Source organism: uncultured Sulfitobacter sp. (genome assembly GCF_947497275.1).
Lineage (GTDB): Bacteria > Pseudomonadota > Alphaproteobacteria > Rhodobacterales > Rhodobacteraceae > Sulfitobacter.
Window position 1 is genome coordinate 136,190 of record NZ_CANMFS010000006.1, and the last position, 17,002, is coordinate 153,191.

General features: G+C 61.3%; 19 protein-coding genes. 13 read left to right on the forward strand and 6 right to left on the reverse strand.

All coding sequences use genetic code 11. The features are described 5' to 3' along the window. Nucleotides 1-300: 300 nt before the first annotated feature. The 4 genes from leuD to Q1A06_RS13740 form a co-directional block, all read right to left on the reverse strand. Nucleotides 301-906, reverse strand: a complete 606-nt coding sequence (leuD, locus tag Q1A06_RS13725; RefSeq protein ID WP_299564600.1) for a 3-isopropylmalate dehydratase small subunit — start codon at nucleotides 904-906, stop codon at nucleotides 301-303. A gap of 142 nt (nucleotides 907-1,048) precedes the next feature. Next, a complete protein-coding gene (locus tag Q1A06_RS13730; protein ID WP_299564603.1) occupies nucleotides 1,049-1,582 on the reverse strand; it encodes an HdeD family acid-resistance protein in 534 nt (177 codons plus the stop codon). A gap of 95 nt (nucleotides 1,583-1,677) precedes the next feature. Continuing rightward, nucleotides 1,678-3,084: a 3-isopropylmalate dehydratase large subunit gene (gene leuC / locus Q1A06_RS13735; RefSeq protein WP_299564606.1), complete on the reverse strand. Its 1,407-nt coding sequence runs from the start codon at nucleotides 3,082-3,084 to the stop codon at nucleotides 1,678-1,680. Nucleotides 3,085-3,155: 71 nt separating this feature from the next. Then, nucleotides 3,156-3,263 carry an isopropylmalate isomerase gene (locus tag Q1A06_RS13740; RefSeq protein ID WP_299564608.1) on the reverse strand — a complete coding sequence of 36 codons (108 nt, stop codon included), beginning with the start codon at nucleotides 3,261-3,263 and terminating at the stop codon, nucleotides 3,156-3,158. Between the two features lie 67 nt (nucleotides 3,264-3,330). On the opposite strand from Q1A06_RS13740, the gene Q1A06_RS13745 reads away from it, so the two are divergent. From Q1A06_RS13745 to rlmH, 4 genes are all read left to right on the forward strand, one after another. Beyond that, a complete protein-coding gene (locus Q1A06_RS13745) occupies nucleotides 3,331-4,671 on the forward strand; it encodes a mechanosensitive ion channel domain-containing protein (protein WP_299564611.1) in 1,341 nt (446 codons plus the stop codon). A gap of 56 nt (nucleotides 4,672-4,727) precedes the next feature. Next, nucleotides 4,728-5,396, forward strand: a complete 669-nt coding sequence (locus tag Q1A06_RS13750) for an FAD-binding oxidoreductase (RefSeq protein WP_299564614.1) — start codon at nucleotides 4,728-4,730, stop codon at nucleotides 5,394-5,396. Between the two features lie 157 nt (nucleotides 5,397-5,553). Next, nucleotides 5,554-5,919, forward strand: coding sequence for a ribosome silencing factor (gene rsfS / locus Q1A06_RS13755; RefSeq protein ID WP_366523524.1), 366 nt, complete (start codon nucleotides 5,554-5,556; stop codon nucleotides 5,917-5,919). 6 nt (nucleotides 5,920-5,925) lie between these two features. Then, nucleotides 5,926-6,396, forward strand: coding sequence for a 23S rRNA (pseudouridine(1915)-N(3))-methyltransferase RlmH (gene rlmH, locus Q1A06_RS13760; protein ID WP_299564617.1), 471 nt, complete (start codon nucleotides 5,926-5,928; stop codon nucleotides 6,394-6,396). Nucleotides 6,397-6,401: 5 nt separating this feature from the next. On the opposite strand, the gene Q1A06_RS13765 is transcribed toward rlmH, so the two are convergent. Then, complete coding sequence (locus tag Q1A06_RS13765; protein ID WP_299564620.1) at nucleotides 6,402-6,755, reverse strand: hypothetical protein; 354 nt, start codon at nucleotides 6,753-6,755, stop codon at nucleotides 6,402-6,404. 325 nt (nucleotides 6,756-7,080) lie between these two features. On the opposite strand from Q1A06_RS13765, the gene Q1A06_RS13770 reads away from it, so the two are divergent. The 8 genes from Q1A06_RS13770 to Q1A06_RS13805 all read left to right on the forward strand — a co-directional run bounded on the left by Q1A06_RS13770 (nucleotide 7,081) and on the right by Q1A06_RS13805 (nucleotide 14,600). Next, complete coding sequence (locus tag Q1A06_RS13770) at nucleotides 7,081-8,529, forward strand: FAD-linked oxidase C-terminal domain-containing protein (RefSeq protein ID WP_299564623.1); 1,449 nt, start codon at nucleotides 7,081-7,083, stop codon at nucleotides 8,527-8,529. A gap of 59 nt (nucleotides 8,530-8,588) precedes the next feature. Beyond that, nucleotides 8,589-9,680, forward strand: a complete 1,092-nt coding sequence (locus Q1A06_RS13775; protein WP_299564626.1) for an FAD-binding protein — start codon at nucleotides 8,589-8,591, stop codon at nucleotides 9,678-9,680. Beyond that, entirely contained in the window at nucleotides 9,677-10,042 is a 366-nt protein-coding gene (locus Q1A06_RS13780; protein ID WP_299564628.1) for a hypothetical protein, read from the forward strand. Before Q1A06_RS13775 ends, Q1A06_RS13780 begins: the two co-directional genes overlap by 4 nt. A gap of 10 nt (nucleotides 10,043-10,052) precedes the next feature. Then, nucleotides 10,053-11,444, forward strand: a complete 1,392-nt coding sequence (gene glcF, locus Q1A06_RS13785) for a glycolate oxidase subunit GlcF (RefSeq protein ID WP_299564631.1) — start codon at nucleotides 10,053-10,055, stop codon at nucleotides 11,442-11,444. An 83-nt stretch (nucleotides 11,445-11,527) separates the two neighbouring features. After that, a complete protein-coding gene (locus Q1A06_RS13790; RefSeq protein WP_299564634.1) occupies nucleotides 11,528-12,331 on the forward strand; it encodes a trypsin-like serine protease in 804 nt (267 codons plus the stop codon). Next, complete coding sequence (locus tag Q1A06_RS13795) at nucleotides 12,318-13,121, forward strand: trypsin-like peptidase domain-containing protein (protein WP_299564637.1); 804 nt, start codon at nucleotides 12,318-12,320, stop codon at nucleotides 13,119-13,121. Before Q1A06_RS13790 ends, Q1A06_RS13795 begins: the two co-directional genes overlap by 14 nt. A gap of 128 nt (nucleotides 13,122-13,249) precedes the next feature. Then, nucleotides 13,250-13,723: an Hsp20 family protein gene (locus tag Q1A06_RS13800; protein ID WP_299564639.1), complete on the forward strand. Its 474-nt coding sequence runs from the start codon at nucleotides 13,250-13,252 to the stop codon at nucleotides 13,721-13,723. A gap of 124 nt (nucleotides 13,724-13,847) precedes the next feature. Beyond that, complete coding sequence (locus tag Q1A06_RS13805) at nucleotides 13,848-14,600, forward strand: hypothetical protein (protein ID WP_299564642.1); 753 nt, start codon at nucleotides 13,848-13,850, stop codon at nucleotides 14,598-14,600. Between the two features lie 43 nt (nucleotides 14,601-14,643). Here Q1A06_RS13805 and Q1A06_RS13810 read toward each other — a convergent pair whose 3' ends face one another. Beyond that, entirely contained in the window at nucleotides 14,644-16,119 is a 1,476-nt protein-coding gene (locus tag Q1A06_RS13810) for an NAD-dependent succinate-semialdehyde dehydrogenase (RefSeq protein ID WP_299564645.1), read from the reverse strand. Between the two features lie 81 nt (nucleotides 16,120-16,200). Here Q1A06_RS13810 and Q1A06_RS13815 point away from each other — a divergent pair, with 81 nt between their 5' ends. Continuing rightward, entirely contained in the window at nucleotides 16,201-16,992 is a 792-nt protein-coding gene (locus Q1A06_RS13815) for an alpha/beta hydrolase (protein WP_299564648.1), read from the forward strand. Nucleotides 16,993-17,002: the final 10 nt, after the last annotated feature.

Sequence of the window (17,002 nt, forward strand, 5' to 3'; positions counted from 1 at the left end):
TATCAAAACTCTATCCCTTCAAACTGGCCAGCCGCGATTCGATGCCGCGTACTTGTTCCAACTTGATGCCTTCAGGGTACGGAAGGCCTGCCTCATTGTTGTCACAATCGTGCCTTCTTTCGCCTTAATGCTCAAGACCATTGCTGTATCTGGCTGTATTGTCGGGGCGTTTTCAGGGAAGGGGTGGTGCGTTCTTGCATCATTTCCGAGGCAAGATTTAGGCAAGCGCAACATCTTGTGGGCGCTGCATGCGCGCCCACAAGGAAATCCGGTTCAATTTGAACGAAGTTTACGGAAAGGTTAAACCCAAGGGCGACTTTGCGCAGCCGTCGCCTCGAACGCGTCAATGGATGTCTCCTTTTCCATCGTCAGGCCGATGTCGTCCAAACCGTTCATCAGGCAGTGTTTCTTGAACGGGTCGATGTCGAAAGTGAAAACGTCACCGTCCGACGAGGTGATTTTCTGGCTTTCCAGATCCACCTCGATGCGCGCGTTTGCGCCTTTTTCAGCGTCCTTCATCAACAAATCCACCTGCTCCTGTGGCAGCACGATGGGCAGGATGCCGTTCTTGAAACAGTTGTTGTAGAAGATGTCCGCGTAGCTGGGTGCGATTACGCAGGTGATGCCGAAATCCGCGATGGCCCAGGGCGCGTGTTCGCGCGACGAACCGCAGCCGAAATTGTCGCCGGCGACGAGGATCTGTGCCTCGCGGTACTGTGGCTTGTTGAGGACGAAATCGGGAATTTCGTTGCGGTCGTCGTCATAGCGCATCTCGTCGAACAGATTCACGCCAAGACCGGACCGCTTGATCGTCTTGAGGAACTGCTTGGGGATGATCATGTCGGTGTCGATGTTGATCAGTGGCATGGGTGCGGCAATGCCGCTGAGTGTGGTGAACTTGTTCATGTCAAAGAACTCCTGTTGTCCGACCGGCACAGGTCCCGGTCGTATATGAATGAGAAAGGCGCGCAGGATACCGCGCGCAAAAATGGGCCAGGCACCCGTTTGGGTGTCCGGCCATCAGGTCGGGGCAGGCTGTTCGGGTGGCTCAGACGGTGGTATCGTCCGGCAGATTGCGGGCGTTCGGCGCGCGCGGACGCAGGGTAAGCAGGGCAAATCCTGTCGTGATCAACTCGATCCCCAATACAATTCCGGGCAGCGTGACAGACGCCGTAAACAGGTTGAAAGCAATCATCAGTGCCAGTGCGACGGAGACGACGCCTGACAGTACCAGAAACAGCGTCCGGTCCGCCATCCGCCGTTTCCACGCAAGATACAGCTGCATCAGGCCGGAACCCATGAACAATACACCGAACAGGCTGGTAAGCGAGAGCATCCCGCCGAACGGATTGAAGAGGAACGAGACGCCCAAGAGCACCCCGAGAATACCGAAGCCGATGTTCCAGAACCGGTCCTCTGCGTCCCGCAGCCCCTGTACGATGTGCAGGATCCCCGCCGCGATGAAGGCGATGCCGACATAGATCGTTGCGGCCAACGACGCGGCAAAGGGCGCGAACAGCGCCCAGATGCCACCGATCAGCAGAATGATTCCGGACAGGATAAAGAAAATGCGATTGCTCATGGGGTGTCTCCAGCGAAGTTGCTTTCGCTGGATCAACGTGCATCCACACGCGGCGGTTCCCGTTCCGAAGCCGTGGATCGGGGCGCGCCGTCATGCTACATCATCTCCCGCACGTCGGTCAGGTGGCCCGTCACTGCCGCCGCCGCCGCCATCGCGGGGCTCATCAGGTGCGTGCGTCCGCCGCGGCCCTGACGGCCTTCGAAGTTGCGGTTGGACGTGGCCGCACACCGCTCGCCGGGGGCGAGTTGATCGGGGTTCATCGCCAGACACATCGAACAACCCGCAAGCCGCCATTCAAAACCGGCATCCCTGAAGATATCGGCAAGGCCTTCTTCTTCGGCCTGCGCACGCACAAGGCCGGATCCGGGGACGACCATCGCGCGCATCCCGTCCTTGATCTTCTTGCCTTTCAGAATTTCGGCGGCGGCGCGCAGATCCTCGATCCGACCGTTGGTGCAGGACCCGATAAACACGGTGTCGATCGTCACCTCGTTCAGCGGTATGCCCGCCTTCAGTCCCATGTAGTCAAGGCTGCGCTGTGCGGCTTCGACCTTGCCGCCCTTGAAATCGGCGGGCGACGGTACCTTCGCCGTAATGGGCAGCACGTCTTCGGGCGATGTACCCCACGTGACCACGGGCGCGATGTCTTCGCCTTTCAGGGTCACAACCTTGTCCCAATGGGCGTCGTCGTCGGAATAAAGCGTCTTCCACCATGCAAGGGCGGCTTCCCACTGGGCGCCCTTGGGCGCGTGGGGGCGGCCCATGCAGTATTCAAACGTCTTCTCGTCAGGGGCGATCAGGCCCGCCCGTGCGCCCCCCTCGATGGCCATGTTGCACACGGTCATGCGGCCTTCCATCGAGAGGTCGCGGATCGCCTCGCCGCAGTATTCGATGACATAGCCGGTGCCACCCGCCGTGCCGGTTTCACCGATCACGGACAGGGTGATGTCCTTGGCGGTCACGCCGGGGCGCAGCTTGCCAGTGATTTCCACCTTCATGTTCTTGCCTTTGCGCTGAATAAGCGTCTGGGTAGCCAGAACATGCTCGACCTCGGATGTGCCGATGCCGTGGGCCAGCGCGCCGAACGCACCATGCGTGGCGGTGTGGCTGTCGCCGCACACCACGGTCATGCCGGGCAGGGTCCAACCCTGCTCGGGGCCGACGATATGCACGATGCCCTGACGGACATCGGACACGGGGTAATAGTGGATGCCGAAATCCTTGGCGTTCTTGTCCAGTGCCTCGACCTGAATGCGGCTGTCCGCCGTCATCGTCTCGGCGTTCGCGCGGTCGAGCGTCGTGGGCACGTTGTGATCGGGCACGGCAATCGTCTTATCGGGTGCGCGCACGGTACGATTCGTCATGCGCAGTCCTTCAAAGGCCTGCGGCGACGTCACCTCGTGTACGAGATGCCGGTCGATATACAGAAGGCAGGTGCCATCGTCCGCTTCATGCGCGACATGGGCATCCCAGATTTTATCATAGAGCGTTTTGGGGGACATGCGGTCCTCTCCCTTGGGTCAGGTTGTTTGAAAACAGTCGGGGCCGCGCGGCGATGCACGGTGCGGCACGCTTATAGTCGTGCAAGCACGGTATGCGTCGCGCCGAAAAAGCGTTCGCGCAGGCGGGTGCGGTCGGTCTGGTTGAAAACAGGTCTCATGGCGCTATCAGTTACAGGCATCGGTGCAATGCTGCAAGGCTTGCGGGGGGTACTGCATCGTGCGACGATTCGCACAAAAGGAGATTCGATGGACGAAGCTGTAGACCCGTTTGCCGAATTCCTGTTCACGCTTCAGGGAATTTGGGTCAATGTGCTTGGCTTCGTCGAAGGTGTGGCGCAACCGGGGTGGCGGCAGAACCAGCTGTTGATCGTTTTCGGTCTGGCGATCCTTTCTTGGCTGCTGCACCGCAAATCCGGAACGTGGCTGGAAAACCGTGTCCGTGCCCGCGAGGGCTGGGCGAAATGGCAGTTGCGCGCGGTCGTGCAACTCAAACGTCGGCTTGGCCTGATCTGGTTCTCGGCGATGGCGTGGGGCGTGTATCTGGTCATGCAGAACATCACCTGGCCGTCGCGCTCGTATCTGATCGGACTGGCGGCGACGCTTGCCGCCGTTTGGGTCGGCATCGCCTTCGCATCGCGGTTGGTGCGTAATCGCCCGCTGCGGCGGACCGTGACCTGGGCCCTGTGGATCTACGCGACGCTCTATTTCCTCAATGTGTCCGACGACGTGGCCGTCTTTCTTGACAGAATCGCATTGCAGGTCGGTGATTTCCGGCTGTCGGTGCTGACGCTGATCACCGCGCTGGTGGTGATCGGCATGATGCTCACACTGGCCCGCGTGGCGTCGCACGCCAGCGCCACCACGATCCGCAAGAACGAAGACATCAGCCCGTCGATGCAGGTGCTCGCCGTCAAGGGGGTGCAACTGGCGCTTTACGGCGTTGCCTTTTATCTGGGGGTCAAGGCGGTCGGAATCGACCTCACCGGCCTTGCCGTCCTGTCCGGTGCGATCGGCGTGGGCCTCGGTTTCGGTTTGCAAAAAGTCGTATCGAACCTTGTTTCCGGTGTGATCATCCTGCTGGATAAATCGATCAAACCGGGTGATGTCATTTCGCTGGGCGAGACGTTCGGCTGGATTCAGACGCTGGGCGCGCGCTATGCGTCCGTCGTCACGCGCGACGGCAAGGAGTACCTGATCCCGAACGAAGACCTGATCACCGGACAGGTGGTGAACTGGTCCCATTCCAATGACTTCGTGCGCCTCGATATCTATTTCGGCACCGCTTACGCGGATGATCCACACGCGGTCCGCAAGCTGGCGATCGAAGCGGCATCGGGTGTCGACCGGGTGCTGAAAAGCCGCGCGCCGGTTTGTCATATCGTCGGATTCGGGGACAGCAGCGTCGACTACATCCTGCGGTTCTGGATTCGCGATCCGACGGGCGGGCTGACTAACATTCGGGGCAACGTGTATCTGGCGCTTTGGGATGCCTTCAAAGAGAACGATATTTCCATCCCATTCCCGCAGCGCGAGGTACGTATGCTGAACCGGCAGGACACAGAGGCGCAACCGGGCCTTGCCGACTGAGCTTGCGGCGGGAACTTGCGATGCCACCGGTACGTTGGTTTTCGAAGGAGTTCACCATGACCCAGACGATCACGTTGATATCGAAAACGCGACTAACACCCGACACCAACCGGTACCTCTTCGAGCGCCCGGACGGGCTGGAATTCGAGCCGGGACAGGCGACCGAACTGACCTTGAAAAAGGAAGGCTGGACTGACGAGGGCCGCCCATTCACATTCACGTCCCTGCCGGATGAAAATGCGCTTGAATTCGTCATCAAGAGTTACCCCGATCACGACGGCGTCACCGAACAGCTTTCCAGGCTGGAACCGGGCGACCGGGTCGAGATCGCGGAACCCTTCGGTGCGATCAGGGACCACGGTCCGGGCGTCTTCATCGCCGCCGGTGCAGGCATCACACCGTTCATCCCGATCCTCGAAAAACATGCTGAAACCGGCAAGATGGATTGCACTTTGATCTTCACCAACAGCACGGAGAAAGACATCATCCTGCGCAAAAAGTGGGAACGCATGGACGGATTGACGACGGTTTTCACCGTTACCGATCAGGAGGGCGCGCAAGTCGAAGAAGAAAAAGTCGACAAGGCGTTCCTGCAAAAGCACCTTTCACGGTTCGACCGGACGTTTTATCTGTGCGGTCCGCAGGAATTCGTCAACGATGTGCGCGACGCGTTGAAAGAGCTTGGCGCCGACGGCGACAAGATTATCACCGAAGAAGGGTGGTAACGCAGCGTGCCGGCCCCTTGTCATTGAAAACGGGCGCTGCGATTGCTATTTTCCCATTAGCCCCAGCGTCGGGGGCCCGGCGACGCGATTTAAGGAGGACAATGTCCTGTCTATACACACCAGCGCAGCCACGTCTGCGGACAACGGTGCGGCGGTAATGGCCGGTGCCCGGAAAAACGCCACCAGCGATCTGCTTTTGGCGACCGTTCTTTCCTCACTTGATGACGACAAGGCCGAAGATATCGTGCAGATCGATCTGCGCGGCAAGACCGAGATCGGTGATCACATGGTCATCTGTTCGGGCCGGTCCACCCGTCAGGTAACTGCAATCGCTGAAAAACTTGCCCAGCGGGTCAAGGATGAATTCGGCCACGCGGTTCGGACCGAAGGCAAGGATTCGGGAGATTGGGTTTTGATCGACACCGGCGATGTGATCGTCCACGTCTTTCGTCCCGAAGTGCGTGAATTCTATCAGCTAGAGAAGATGTGGTCGCCTCAGGGTGACACGACACCGGCGTCCTGACCGTTTATGAGGGTCCATATCTGTGCCGTCGGACGACTGCGTCCGGGGCCGGAGAAATTGCTGATTGACGACTATGCGAATCGTTTTGACAAAACCGGTCGGGGGCTTTCCCTTGGGCCGGTTTCTGTCGTTGAGGTGGACGAGCGCAAGGGCGGCGGTATGGCGGGGGAGGCTGCATTGCTCAGGCGTGCAATCCCTGAGGGAGCGGTCGTCTGCGCTCTGGACGAACGGGGCACAATCGAGGGGTCGCCCGACTTTGCGCATCGTGTGACCGGCTGGCGGGATGATGGCGCACGCGATCTCGCCTTTGTCATTGGCGGTGCGGATGGCATCGACCCGACGTTGCGTGCCGAGGCGGATCACCTTCTGTCGTTTGGAAAAATGGTCTGGCCGCACATGCTGGTGCGGGTCATGCTGGCGGAGCAGCTTTACCGCGCCGCCACTATTCTGGCCGGTGGTCCGTACCACCGGACCTGACTGCATCAGGGCAGATTGACCTGCCTCACATCCGGCCCCCAACCGCTGACCGTGTCGTGCGCGATGATTTCGACCGTTCCCACGCCTGCGGGCACCTGCACGTTCGACAACGACCGTGTAAGAGGTTGTTCTTCTACATGGGGATGGGAAAGGCTTCGCTCTCCCAAAGTGGTGCCGTTCAGATCGCGCACCTGCCACTTGTCGACGTAATGTTCCCATCCGGTATCCGGATGCGAAATCGTCACATTGAAGGTGTAGCCGCCTCCCAGCTTTTCGACAGTGACGTTGTTGATCTTCGCGGGTTCTGCCGAGACCGGCGCCGCCAGAAGAGCAAACGCGATCAGTGTTTTTTTGATCATGATATCAGGTCCAATGATTACCAATCTATATATAGATGCTTGCAGCGTCCGATCCAAGAGGACCCTGCGCAACCGCTGAACATCTTATTCGGGCGTCATCCAATAGTGCGCCGGGGAACCCATCATCGTTTCTGCGCGGTTGGCGCGTGCAGCCACAACGAGCCACGTTTACCCAATCTAGAGCGATCCCCGTTACACCCGGGCGGGCTGAACGGGACGCCGGTGCCGACGCGGGCGGGATGCCGCAAGGGTTGTGAATTTTGAAGATTGGTAATATAATTTTACCAGATTGCGGGCAGCCTGCCCGGAGCGAAGGATGCCTGTCATGGAAATGCCTGTCCCAGATGCCGCCGTGCTCGCCCGAAAGGGGCGCGTCGTTCAGCGCCTCCTGACAGTGCTGCCATCTGACGCGGTCATTCACGAAGAGGCGGAAACCCGCGCGTATGAGTGCGACGCTCTGACCGCCTATCGTTGCGCGCCGATGGTGGCGGTGCTGCCATCGACGACCGAAGAGGTCGCGCAGGTCCTGCGCATCTGCCATCAGGAAGGCGTGCCGGTGGTGCCGCGCGGATCGGGAACCTCGCTTGCCGGCGGCGCGCTGCCGACGGCGGACAGCGTGATCCTTGGCGTGGCGCGGATGAACGACGTTCTGGAAACCGACTACGACAATCGCTTTATCCGGGTGCAGACCGGACGTACCAACCTGAGCGTAACAGGCGCGGTGGAGGAGGGCGGATTCTTCTACGCGCCCGATCCGTCAAGCCAGCTTGCCTGCGCGATTGCCGGCAACATCGCGATGAATTCTGGCGGCGCGCATTGCCTGAAATACGGGGTGACGACGAACAACCTGATGGGCGTGACGATGGTCACGATGGAAGGCGAGATCGTTAAGATCGGCGGTGCGCATCTGGACGCGGCTGGGCTGGATCTGTTGGGCCTCGTCTGCGGCTCCGAAGGGCAGCTGGGCGTGGTCACCGAAGCGACGCTGCGCATTCTGCACAAGCCCGAAGGCGCGCGGCCGGTGTTGATGGGGTTCGACGACAACGAAGTGGCGGGCGCCTGTGTGAGCGACATCATCAAGGCGGGCGTGCTGCCGGTTGCGATCGAATTCATGGACCGGCCCTGTATCGAAGCGACAGAGGCATTTGCGCATGCGGGCTATCCGATGTGCGAGGCGCTGCTGATCGTCGAGGTGGAAGGATCGGATGCGGAGATTGACCACCAGCTGGAATTGATCATGGAAATCGCGCGGCGGCACAACCCGGTCGAACTGCGCCAGAGCCGTTCGACGGAGGAAAGCGCCGCGATCTGGCTGGGCCGCAAAAGCGCCTTTGGTGCCATGGGGCAGATCAACGACTACATGTGTCTGGACGGCACGATCCCCGTATCGAGCCTGCCGCATGTGCTGCGCCGGATCGGAGAAATGTCGAAGGAATACGGCCTGAAGGTTGGCAACGTCTTTCACGCGGGCGACGGCAACATGCACCCCCTGATCCTGTTCGACGCGAACAAGCCCGGAGATCTGGAGCTGTGCGAGGCATTCGGGGCCGACATCCTGAAGCTTTGTGTCGAAGTCGGTGGATGCCTGACGGGCGAGCACGGAGTGGGCATCGAGAAGCGCGACCTGATGCGAGAGCAATACGCACCAGCGGATCTGGAGGCGCAGATGGCGGTGAAGGATGTATTTGACCCGGCGTGGCTTCTCAATCCGGCAAAGGTGTTTCCGCTGGATGCTTCGCGGTCGCGTCGCCAGCCTGCGGTTGCCGCGGAATAGAGAGATCATTGGGAGGCCAGCCTCCCAAACCCACCGGGATATTTGGGGCCAAAAGAAATATGTACAGACCGACTACGGAGGCCGAATTGGCCGCGATCATATCAGCTGCGCGGGAGCCTTTGCACATTGTGGGCGGTGGCACGCGTGGTGTGCATACAGCCGGCGCGCCACTGGAAACCTCTGCGCTGTCGGGCATAACATTGTATGAGCCGGGTGCCATGACGATGGTGGTGAAGGCCGGAACGCCGGTGGCCGAGATCGAGGACGCTTTGGCGCGCGAGAACCAGCGTCTGGCATTCGAGCCCATGGATCACCGTCGGCTGTTGGGGCGGACGGGCACACCGACCATCGGCGGTGTGATGGCGGCGAACGTAAGCGGACCACGCCGGATATCGGTAGGAAGTGCGCGCGATTTTCTATTGGGCGTTCGGTATGTCGATGGCATGGGCCGGACAATAAAGAACGGCGGCCGGGTGATGAAAAACGTGACGGGCTATGATCTGGTCAAATTGATGGCGGGCTCGTTCGGCACTCTGGGGGTGTTGAGTGAGATTTCGATGAAGGTGCTGCCCTGCCCCGAGACGGAGGCGACGTTGGTTCTGCACGGTCTTGAGGATGGGGCGGCTATTTCCACGCTTGCCCGTGCGCTGGGCAGTCCGTTCGAAGTCACAGGTGCGGCGCATGACCCGTCGCAGAAGCAGACCTCGCTGCGGGTTGAAGGGTTCCGCGCGTCGGTTCACTATCGCACCGGGGCGTTACAGAACCTACTGTCCGTTGCGGATATGACGGTTCTGGACGCCGATGCGAGTGCTGCGCATTGGTGCGCCATTCGGGATGTCGATTGGTTCAAGGACGTGGCAGGCGATCTCTGGCGGGTTTCGTGCAAGCCGTCGGACGGGCCGGTGCTGGCTGCGCGAGCGGGTGCGCAGGGCGTCCTGTACGATTGGGCTGGCGGGCTGATATGGTTAAGGTGTGCTGTGGGCCATGACGTTCGCGCGGCGCTGGGCGATTATGACGGGCATGCGACGCTGGTGCGGGGCGACGGGTTCGCGCGGTTCGAACCCGAAAGCGCGGCGCTGGCGCGGTTGACGTCCGGTTTGCGCACGCGTTTCGATCCACGCGGTATCCTGAATGCGGGGCTAATGGGATGACTTATATTGCCTTGTTCGTGCTCGCTTTCGTCGGTGGGCCGGTGGCGTTTCGTTCATTGACCCGGGCGGGTCCATCGCGGACGGCGTTCCGGCGGCTGGCTCTCTTCACTGCCCTGTGTGCCGCTACGGGGCTGACGTTGCGCTATGGGTTCGCGGACCTTTGGGGGCTTGATTACCTGCTTACGGGGACCGGAATGCTGTTTATCTGGGGGGGATGGATCGGCGTGCTTGCCTACGGGGCGCAGGCGCTCAGACGGTTGGACCGCGGGCGTGCGATGCGACAGTGGACAGCCGTGATGGGTGCAGTGGGGACGACGGTGCCCTGGTTCGGTCTGGCGTCCGCCAGTCTGATTGCGGGCTAGGGGATCAGGTATGCAGACGACGTTTACAGACGCACAGCTGGAAGACCCGGCAGTCCGGCGCAGTAATGAAATCCTCCGATCCTGTGTTCATTGCGGGTTTTGCACGGCGACCTGCCCGACCTATCAGGTGCTGGGCGACGAATTGGACAGCCCCCGGGGCAGGATCTACCTGATCAAGGATATGCTGGAGAACGAGCGTGTTCCGGACGCCAAGACGGTCAAGCACATCGACCGTTGTCTGAGCTGTCTGGCCTGTATGACGACGTGCCCCTCGGGCGTGCATTACATGCATCTGGTGGACCATGCACGGGACTACATCGAAAAGACGTACAAACGTCCTTTCAGCGATCGCGCCCTGCGGTGGGTGCTGGCGCGGATACTACCCTATCCGATGCGGTTTCGGGTGGCGCTGATCGGTGCCAGGATCGGTCGCCCATTTGCAAGACTGATGCCCGATGCACGGCTGCGCGCGATGCTTGAGATGGCGCCGAAGTCCATTCCTCCGGTAAGCCGGAACGACGATCCGCAAAGCTTTGCGGCGCAAGGGGAGCGAAAGATGCGCGTGGCGCTGATGACCGGCTGTGCGCAGAAGGCGCTGAACACCGATATCAACGATGCGACGATCCGTCTGCTGACGCGGCTGGGGGCAGAGGTGGTCGTGGCCGAGGGGGCGGGATGCTGCGGTGCGCTGACCCATCACATGGGCAAAACGACGGAAAGCCACCAGACCGCAGCGAAGAACATCCGTGCCTGGGTGCGCGAAATGGATGCCGGGGGCCTTGACGCCATCGTAATCAACACGTCCGGCTGTGGCACGACGGTCAAGGACTACGGTCACATGTTCCGCAACGATCCGCTCGCTGCTGATGCCGCACGGGTGTCCGCCATCGCCAAAGACGTATCGGAGGTGCTTGTGGATCTGACCGGCGCGGATGGACAGGATGCGGTGTGGCGACCCGCGCAAGAAGAGATTGCAGGCATCGACGCGCGCGCTGCCCCCGCGGGGCCTGACGCAGGCATGGTGGTTGCGTATCATGCGGCCTGCTCGCTGCAACACGGCCAGCAGATCAAGGCGCATCCGAAAACGCTGCTCAAGCGGGCGGGGTTTACGGTGGTGGAGCCGTCGGATCCGCACCTGTGCTGTGGGTCCGCCGGCACCTATAACCTGATGCAGCCGGAGATTTCCGGGCAACTCAAGGACCGCAAGGTCAGAACGCTTGACGCAAAGAACGCCGATGTGATCGCGGCAGGCAACATCGGGTGCATGATGCAGATCGGATCGGCGGCCAAGACACCGATTGTCCATACCGTTGAATTGCTCGATTGGGCGTGGGGCGGTCCCAAGCCGCCGGCGCTTTGCGGTGCGGAACTGCGGAAAGACGCCGTTCCCCGCTTGCGCTGAGAAAACTGCCCTATTCTTGCCTTATCCGGCCCGTATAGGAACGGTCTGTCAAATGGTTCGGGGGAATTGGCGTGCGGCGATGGATGGCTTTGTCTCTGATCGGATTGATTTTTTCAACCGGTGCGACGGCACAGAACGCGGTTCTGCGGCGTCTGGACAATGGCGATGATGCGAAAGCGTGGGAAGCCGTCGGTCGCATAGACATCAACGGTACCGGCTTTTGCACGGGTGCCTTGATCGCGCCGAAACTGGTGCTGACAGCGGCGCATTGTCTGTTCGATCGCGAAACCCGCGCACGCATCACCGAAGGCCGGGTGCAGTTTTTGGCCGGCTGGCGAAACGGGCGGGCGGGTGCCTACCGCGACGTGTCCCGCGTGGTGGTGCATCCTAGCTATATTTTCGACGAGGCGCTTTCATCCAAGCGGGTGCGTTACGACCTCGCGCTTCTCGAACTGTCGAGACCGATCCGCAATGGCTCCATCACGCCATTCAAAACCGCGGCCCGACCGCGCGAGGGCGACAGCGTCGGAGTCGTCAGTTACGCGCTCGACCGGTCGGAGGCACCGTCGCTGCAGGAGGTCTGTGAGGTTCTGGCCCGGCAGGAGGGCGTGTTGGTCACGTCGTGCACGGTGGATTTCGGGGCCAGTGGCGCGCCGATCTTTGTTGTTCAGGACGGCGAGGCCAAAATCGTGTCCGTGGTCTCGGCCAAGGCCGAAGTGCGCGGCGCGCAGGTCTCGCTGGGCACCGCGCTGGGGCAGCCGCTCGCCGAACTGCAGGCGGAACTCATCGCGGGCAAAGCTGTGTCTCTGGACGGCAAGCCCGGTGAGCGGCGAATCCGTGTCGGTGAGGCAAAACAGGGGAGCGGCGCGAAATTTGTCAAACCTTAAAGCCCTTCTCACCGCGATCCTGCTGAGCGGTCCCGCCGTCGCCGAAACCCCGCTTGTCGGGCTTGACCGGATTGAGAAGGCCAGCCCATGGACGGCCGTCGGCCGGTTGGAGATCGGGCAAAGCGGATTTTGTACCGCGTCGCTGATCGCGCCGGATCTGGTGCTGACGGCCGCGCATTGTACCTATGACACCGACGGCACGGCTCTGCGCCCGCAGGCGCTGCTGTTTCGTGCGGGTTTCCGCGAGGGGCGCGTGGCGGCAGAGCGCAAGGTGGTGCAGATCGCACGCCCCGACGCGTACAGCTACACTGACGACTCGTCCGCCGTTCGCATCGCCAATGACGTTGCATTGTTGCGCCTGCACCAGCCCATAGCCACCCATGTGATCGCGCCTTTCGTGGTCGAGCCGCACGCCGTCACCGACGGGCCGGTCAGCGTGGTGTCCTACGGTCGGGGCCGCGAGACGCTGCCGTCACTGCAACAGACATGCCACGTCAAGGCCAGCTTTCGCGGCGTCGTGGCGATGGATTGCAACACCACATTCGGCTCCTCGGGGGCACCGGTGTTCCGGCGCGACGGGGAGCGCGTGCGCATTGCGTCCATCGTGTCGGGTGCGGCGCAGGTGAACGGCGAGCATCTGACAGTCGGCATGGCGCTACCGGTGCTCGTTGCATCGCTCAGGGCAAAACTGATCGCAGAAGGGGCCCCGCCCGTCGCCAACGTGCGCCGCATCGGCGTGGGTGGGCGCACGTCGGGTGGTGCGAAATTCATCCGTCCCGGCGGGTCTTGAAAGCGGCAAAACAATCCCCACATTTACAGGACCAGGATGCCTATAGAGGGTTCTGGTATTTGAAAGCAGGGTCTGTCCGGTTGCGGAAGACCCGATCAACAATCGCTCTACGATATGAGGATGACACAATGCGTAACTTTGATCTTGCACCCCTTTACCGGTCTACTGTCGGTTTTGACCAGATCGCCAACATGATGGACCGCGTGCTGACCGCGGAAAATGCACAGCCGACCTATCCGCCCTACAACATCGAAAAACTGGATGACGATGCGTACCGCATTTCAATCGCGGTCGCTGGTTTTGCCGATGGAGATCTCAGCGTCGAAGTCCGCGAGAAGGCGTTGATCGTTTCGGCCCGCAAGGCCGAGGATGATGCCGACGACAAGACGTACCTGCACCGTGGTATCGCCACCCGCGCGTTCGAGCGTCGCTTTCATCTGGCCGATCATGTGATCGTCACGGGCGCCACCCACGCCGACGGCATGCTGCACATCGAGCTGGAGCGTCAGGTGCCCGACGCCCTGAAGCCGCGCCAGATCGAGATCGCGTCGAAAACCCGCGCCATCGGCAAAGACGTCGTGGATGCGAAATCCGTCAACTGATCGACCTGAGCTTTGACTAGGGGTGCCCGGCGCGCGATTGCGCCGGGCATTTTTCGTTCTGCCCCCTAAGTTTTCCGACCGTTACTGAATCTCAACCCATTGCTGGCACCTTGCGCATGTCGGAATGATGCAGGCAGGTGTGATGCGGGAATGGTTGGGAGGGATCTGTACGATTTGCGCATTGCTCGCGGGTACTGGCCTACAGGCGGAAGCAGTATCGCTTTTCAGCGCCGGTGTCGCCGTGCGCAGCCCGCTGTACGAAGTGGCCCCGCAGGCGGCGCGCACGGCAGCCCTGGGCGCGAACAGCCTTTTCATCGGGCGCGAAGGCAGCAGCCTGTTTGCGGACCGGCCCGAGACCGCCCCCGCCTTCGCGGACGCAACGGCATCCGGCATGACAGGCGACGCCGTTACGCTGGTCCGCCAGATCATCGGACAGGCGGAATCGCACCGTGCGGGCTATGATGCGGTTCAGCATGGCGCCCGGATCAAGCCGCGCGATCTGCCCACGCAAATGACGGTTGCCGAAATTTACGATTGGATCAAGGCGACGCCGGGCCAGCCGCACGCCATAGGCCGCTACCAATTCATCCCGCAAACCCTGCGCCGTGTGATGAAAAAAATAGACGCCGCGCCGCAGCAACGCTTTTCACCGCAGTTGCAGGACCGGCTTGCGGATGTATTGCTGGCGGAAGCGGGATATCACGAGGCGCAAAGCGGAAGGTTGAGCCGTCGCGGCTTCATGAACAACCTTGCAAAGATCTGGGCCGGACTGCCGAACGATACCGGAAAATCCCATTACGAAGGTTATGCGGGCAACAAGGCGAGCATGACGTGGGCGCGATTCGACGCGCAGATGGCACAAGTTTTCCCGCAATAGATCCGCCGCCGGAACCAGACAGCCCCGGCGGCGACAGCGCCGGTCAGACGCTCATGCAGATGTATTTCATCTCGAGGTAATCCTCGATCCCGTGGTGCGATCCCTCGCGGCCAAGGCCCGATTGCTTGACGCCGCCGAACGGCGCGACCTCGGTCGAGATGATGCCGGTGTTGACGCCGACAATGCCATATTCCAGCGCCTCGGCCACCTTGTAGACGCGGCTGAGATCCTTGGCGTAGAAATACGACGCCAGACCGAAAATCGTATCGTTCGCCATCGCGATCACGTCATCGACATCGTCGAACTTGAACAGCGGCGCGAGCGGGCCGAAAGTCTCTTCCTTGGACACCTTCATGTCCTGCGTAACGCCCGTGATGATCGTCGGCGCAAGAAAGTTGCCCTCCATCTTTTCCTCGGCGGAGCCCAGCAGGATTTCCGCACCTTTCGACAGCGCATCTTCGACGTGTTCCTTAACCTTTTCGCTGGCGTCGCCGTTGATCAGCGGCCCCAGCTCGACGCCCTGCTCGAACCCGTCGCCTACCTTCATCTGGCTGACGCGGTCCTTCAGCTTTTCGGCGAACGCATCGTAGACGCCCGCCTGCACATAGATCCGGTTGGCGCAGACGCAGGTCTGGCCGTTGTTGCGAAACTTGCACAGGATCGCCCCCTCGACGGCGGCATCCAGATCGGCGTCGTCGAACACGATGAACGGCGCGTTGCCGCCCAGCTCCATCGAGCATTTCATCACCTGATCGGCGGCTTGCTTGAGCAGGATGCGCCCCACCTCGGTCGATCCGGTGAAGGTCAGCTTGCGCACGGCAGGGTTTTCGCAGAATTCCTTGCCGACCTCGGACGAGGACGACGATGTGACGACGTTGAACACGCCCGCCGGGATGCCCGCGCGTTCGGCCAGAACCCCCATCACGATCGCGCTCAGCGGTGTTTCCTTGGCAGGCCGCGCGACGAAGGCACAGCCGGCGGCCAGCGCAGGCGCGGCCTTGCGGGTGATCATCGCGTTGGGGAAGTTCCAGGGCGTGATCGACGCGGCAACACCGATGGGTTGCTTGATCACCATGATGCGCTTGTCGCGTTGGTGGCCGGGAATGGTTTCGCCATAGACGCGCTTGGCTTCTTCGCCGAAGAACTCGATGAACGACGCGCCATAGGCGATCTCGCCCTTCGCCTCGGCCAGCGGTTTGCCCTGTTCGGCGGTCAGGATAGCGCCCAGATCATCCTGGTTTTCCATCATCAGGTCGAACCATTTGCGCAGCACCGCCGCGCGCTCCTTGCCGGTCCAGCGCGCCCATTCCTTCTGGGCGTCCTCGGCTTGCGCGATCGCATCGGCGACTTGTGCACGGCTCAGGTTGGCAACGTTTGCCACCACGTCGCCGCGCGCCGGGTTCGTCACGTCAAATGTGCCGTCGTCGCCGTCCACCCACTCGCCTCCGATATAGGCGCGGGTTTCCAGAAGGGAGGGGTCGTTGAGCATTGATTTCAGGTCTGTCGTCGATGCAGTCATGGTCTATCTCCACAAATCGTTATGGTCTCCAAAGCAAGTCTGGGTATGATTGTCCAGTTCGCTTTTGAAAGGACCCCTGTGATGAAGCTTGATGACGCCTATGCCAACGCGGCCCATATTCCAGATGCGGATGCCTATCCGCCGCGGTGGAGCGAAGATGCGGCCGCGTTTCGCAAGAAGCTGGGAGCGCGCGCGCAGACCGGCGTGTCGTATGGCCCGTCCCAGCGTCAGACGTTCGATTTCTTCCAGCCCGAAGGCGTGGCGCGCGGCACGGTAATTTTTGTGCATGGCGGATATTGGAAAGCCTTCGATCAAAGCGATTGGTCGCACCTCGCCGCAGGTCCGCTGGCGCGCGGCTGGGCGGTGGCGATGCCGGGCTATGACCTGTGCCCGGATGTGCGGATTGGCACCATCACGACCCAGATCGCCGCCGCCATCACAAAGATCGCCGAGAGGACGTTCGGGCCGCTCGCACTGGTCGGGCATTCGGCGGGCGGTCAGCTTGTGTGCCGGATGACCGATCCGCTGATCCTGCCATCGGAGATCCGCGACCGGATCAAACAGATTGTGCCGATTTCGCCGGTGGCGGATCTGGTGCCGCTGATGGACACGACCATGAACGAGATCTTGCGCATCGACGCTGCAGAGGCGCAGGTGGAAAGCCCGGTCAACATGCAGCCCCCGCACGGTCTGGACGTCACGATATGGGTCGGCGCGAACGAGCGTCCGGCGTTTCTCGAACAGGCCGAGGGGCTGTCACGCGCGTGGGGCGCGCGGCGGGTGGTGCCCGAAGGCAAACACCATTTCGATGTGATCGACGCGCTTGAGGACCCCGAAAGCGATCTGGTCAAGGCGGCCCTTGGCCTTAAATGATGCGCGGCAA

What these genes read in the sequence shown, in the direction of transcription:
- Q1A06_RS13800 (WP_299564639.1), top strand. Translation starts at nt 13,250, where the DNA reads ATGCGTAACTTTGATCTTGCACCCCTTTACCGGTCTACTGTCGGTTTT.
- Q1A06_RS13780 (WP_299564628.1), top strand. Translation starts at nt 9,677, where the DNA reads ATGACTTATATTGCCTTGTTCGTGCTCGCTTTCGTCGGTGGGCCGGTG.
- leuD (WP_299564600.1), bottom strand. Translation starts at nt 906, where the DNA reads ATGAACAAGTTCACCACACTCAGCGGCATTGCCGCACCCATGCCACTG.
- Q1A06_RS13740 (WP_299564608.1), bottom strand. Translation starts at nt 3,263, where the DNA reads ATGCCTGTAACTGATAGCGCCATGAGACCTGTTTTCAACCAGACCGAC.
- Q1A06_RS13815 (WP_299564648.1), top strand. Translation starts at nt 16,201, where the DNA reads ATGAAGCTTGATGACGCCTATGCCAACGCGGCCCATATTCCAGATGCG.
- Q1A06_RS13790 (WP_299564634.1), top strand. Translation starts at nt 11,528, where the DNA reads ATGGCTTTGTCTCTGATCGGATTGATTTTTTCAACCGGTGCGACGGCA.
- Q1A06_RS13750 (WP_299564614.1), top strand. Translation starts at nt 4,728, where the DNA reads ATGACCCAGACGATCACGTTGATATCGAAAACGCGACTAACACCCGAC.
- Q1A06_RS13805 (WP_299564642.1), top strand. Translation starts at nt 13,848, where the DNA reads ATGATGCAGGCAGGTGTGATGCGGGAATGGTTGGGAGGGATCTGTACG.
- Q1A06_RS13770 (WP_299564623.1), top strand. Translation starts at nt 7,081, where the DNA reads ATGGAAATGCCTGTCCCAGATGCCGCCGTGCTCGCCCGAAAGGGGCGC.
- rlmH (WP_299564617.1), top strand. Translation starts at nt 5,926, where the DNA reads ATGAGGGTCCATATCTGTGCCGTCGGACGACTGCGTCCGGGGCCGGAG.
- Q1A06_RS13765 (WP_299564620.1), bottom strand. Translation starts at nt 6,755, where the DNA reads ATGATCAAAAAAACACTGATCGCGTTTGCTCTTCTGGCGGCGCCGGTC.
- Q1A06_RS13730 (WP_299564603.1), bottom strand. Translation starts at nt 1,582, where the DNA reads ATGAGCAATCGCATTTTCTTTATCCTGTCCGGAATCATTCTGCTGATC.
- Q1A06_RS13810 (WP_299564645.1), bottom strand. Translation starts at nt 16,119, where the DNA reads ATGACTGCATCGACGACAGACCTGAAATCAATGCTCAACGACCCCTCC.
- Q1A06_RS13775 (WP_299564626.1), top strand. Translation starts at nt 8,589, where the DNA reads ATGTACAGACCGACTACGGAGGCCGAATTGGCCGCGATCATATCAGCT.
- rsfS (WP_366523524.1), top strand. Translation starts at nt 5,554, where the DNA reads ATGGCCGGTGCCCGGAAAAACGCCACCAGCGATCTGCTTTTGGCGACC.
- leuC (WP_299564606.1), bottom strand. Translation starts at nt 3,084, where the DNA reads ATGTCCCCCAAAACGCTCTATGATAAAATCTGGGATGCCCATGTCGCG.
- Q1A06_RS13745 (WP_299564611.1), top strand. Translation starts at nt 3,331, where the DNA reads ATGGACGAAGCTGTAGACCCGTTTGCCGAATTCCTGTTCACGCTTCAG.
- glcF (WP_299564631.1), top strand. Translation starts at nt 10,053, where the DNA reads ATGCAGACGACGTTTACAGACGCACAGCTGGAAGACCCGGCAGTCCGG.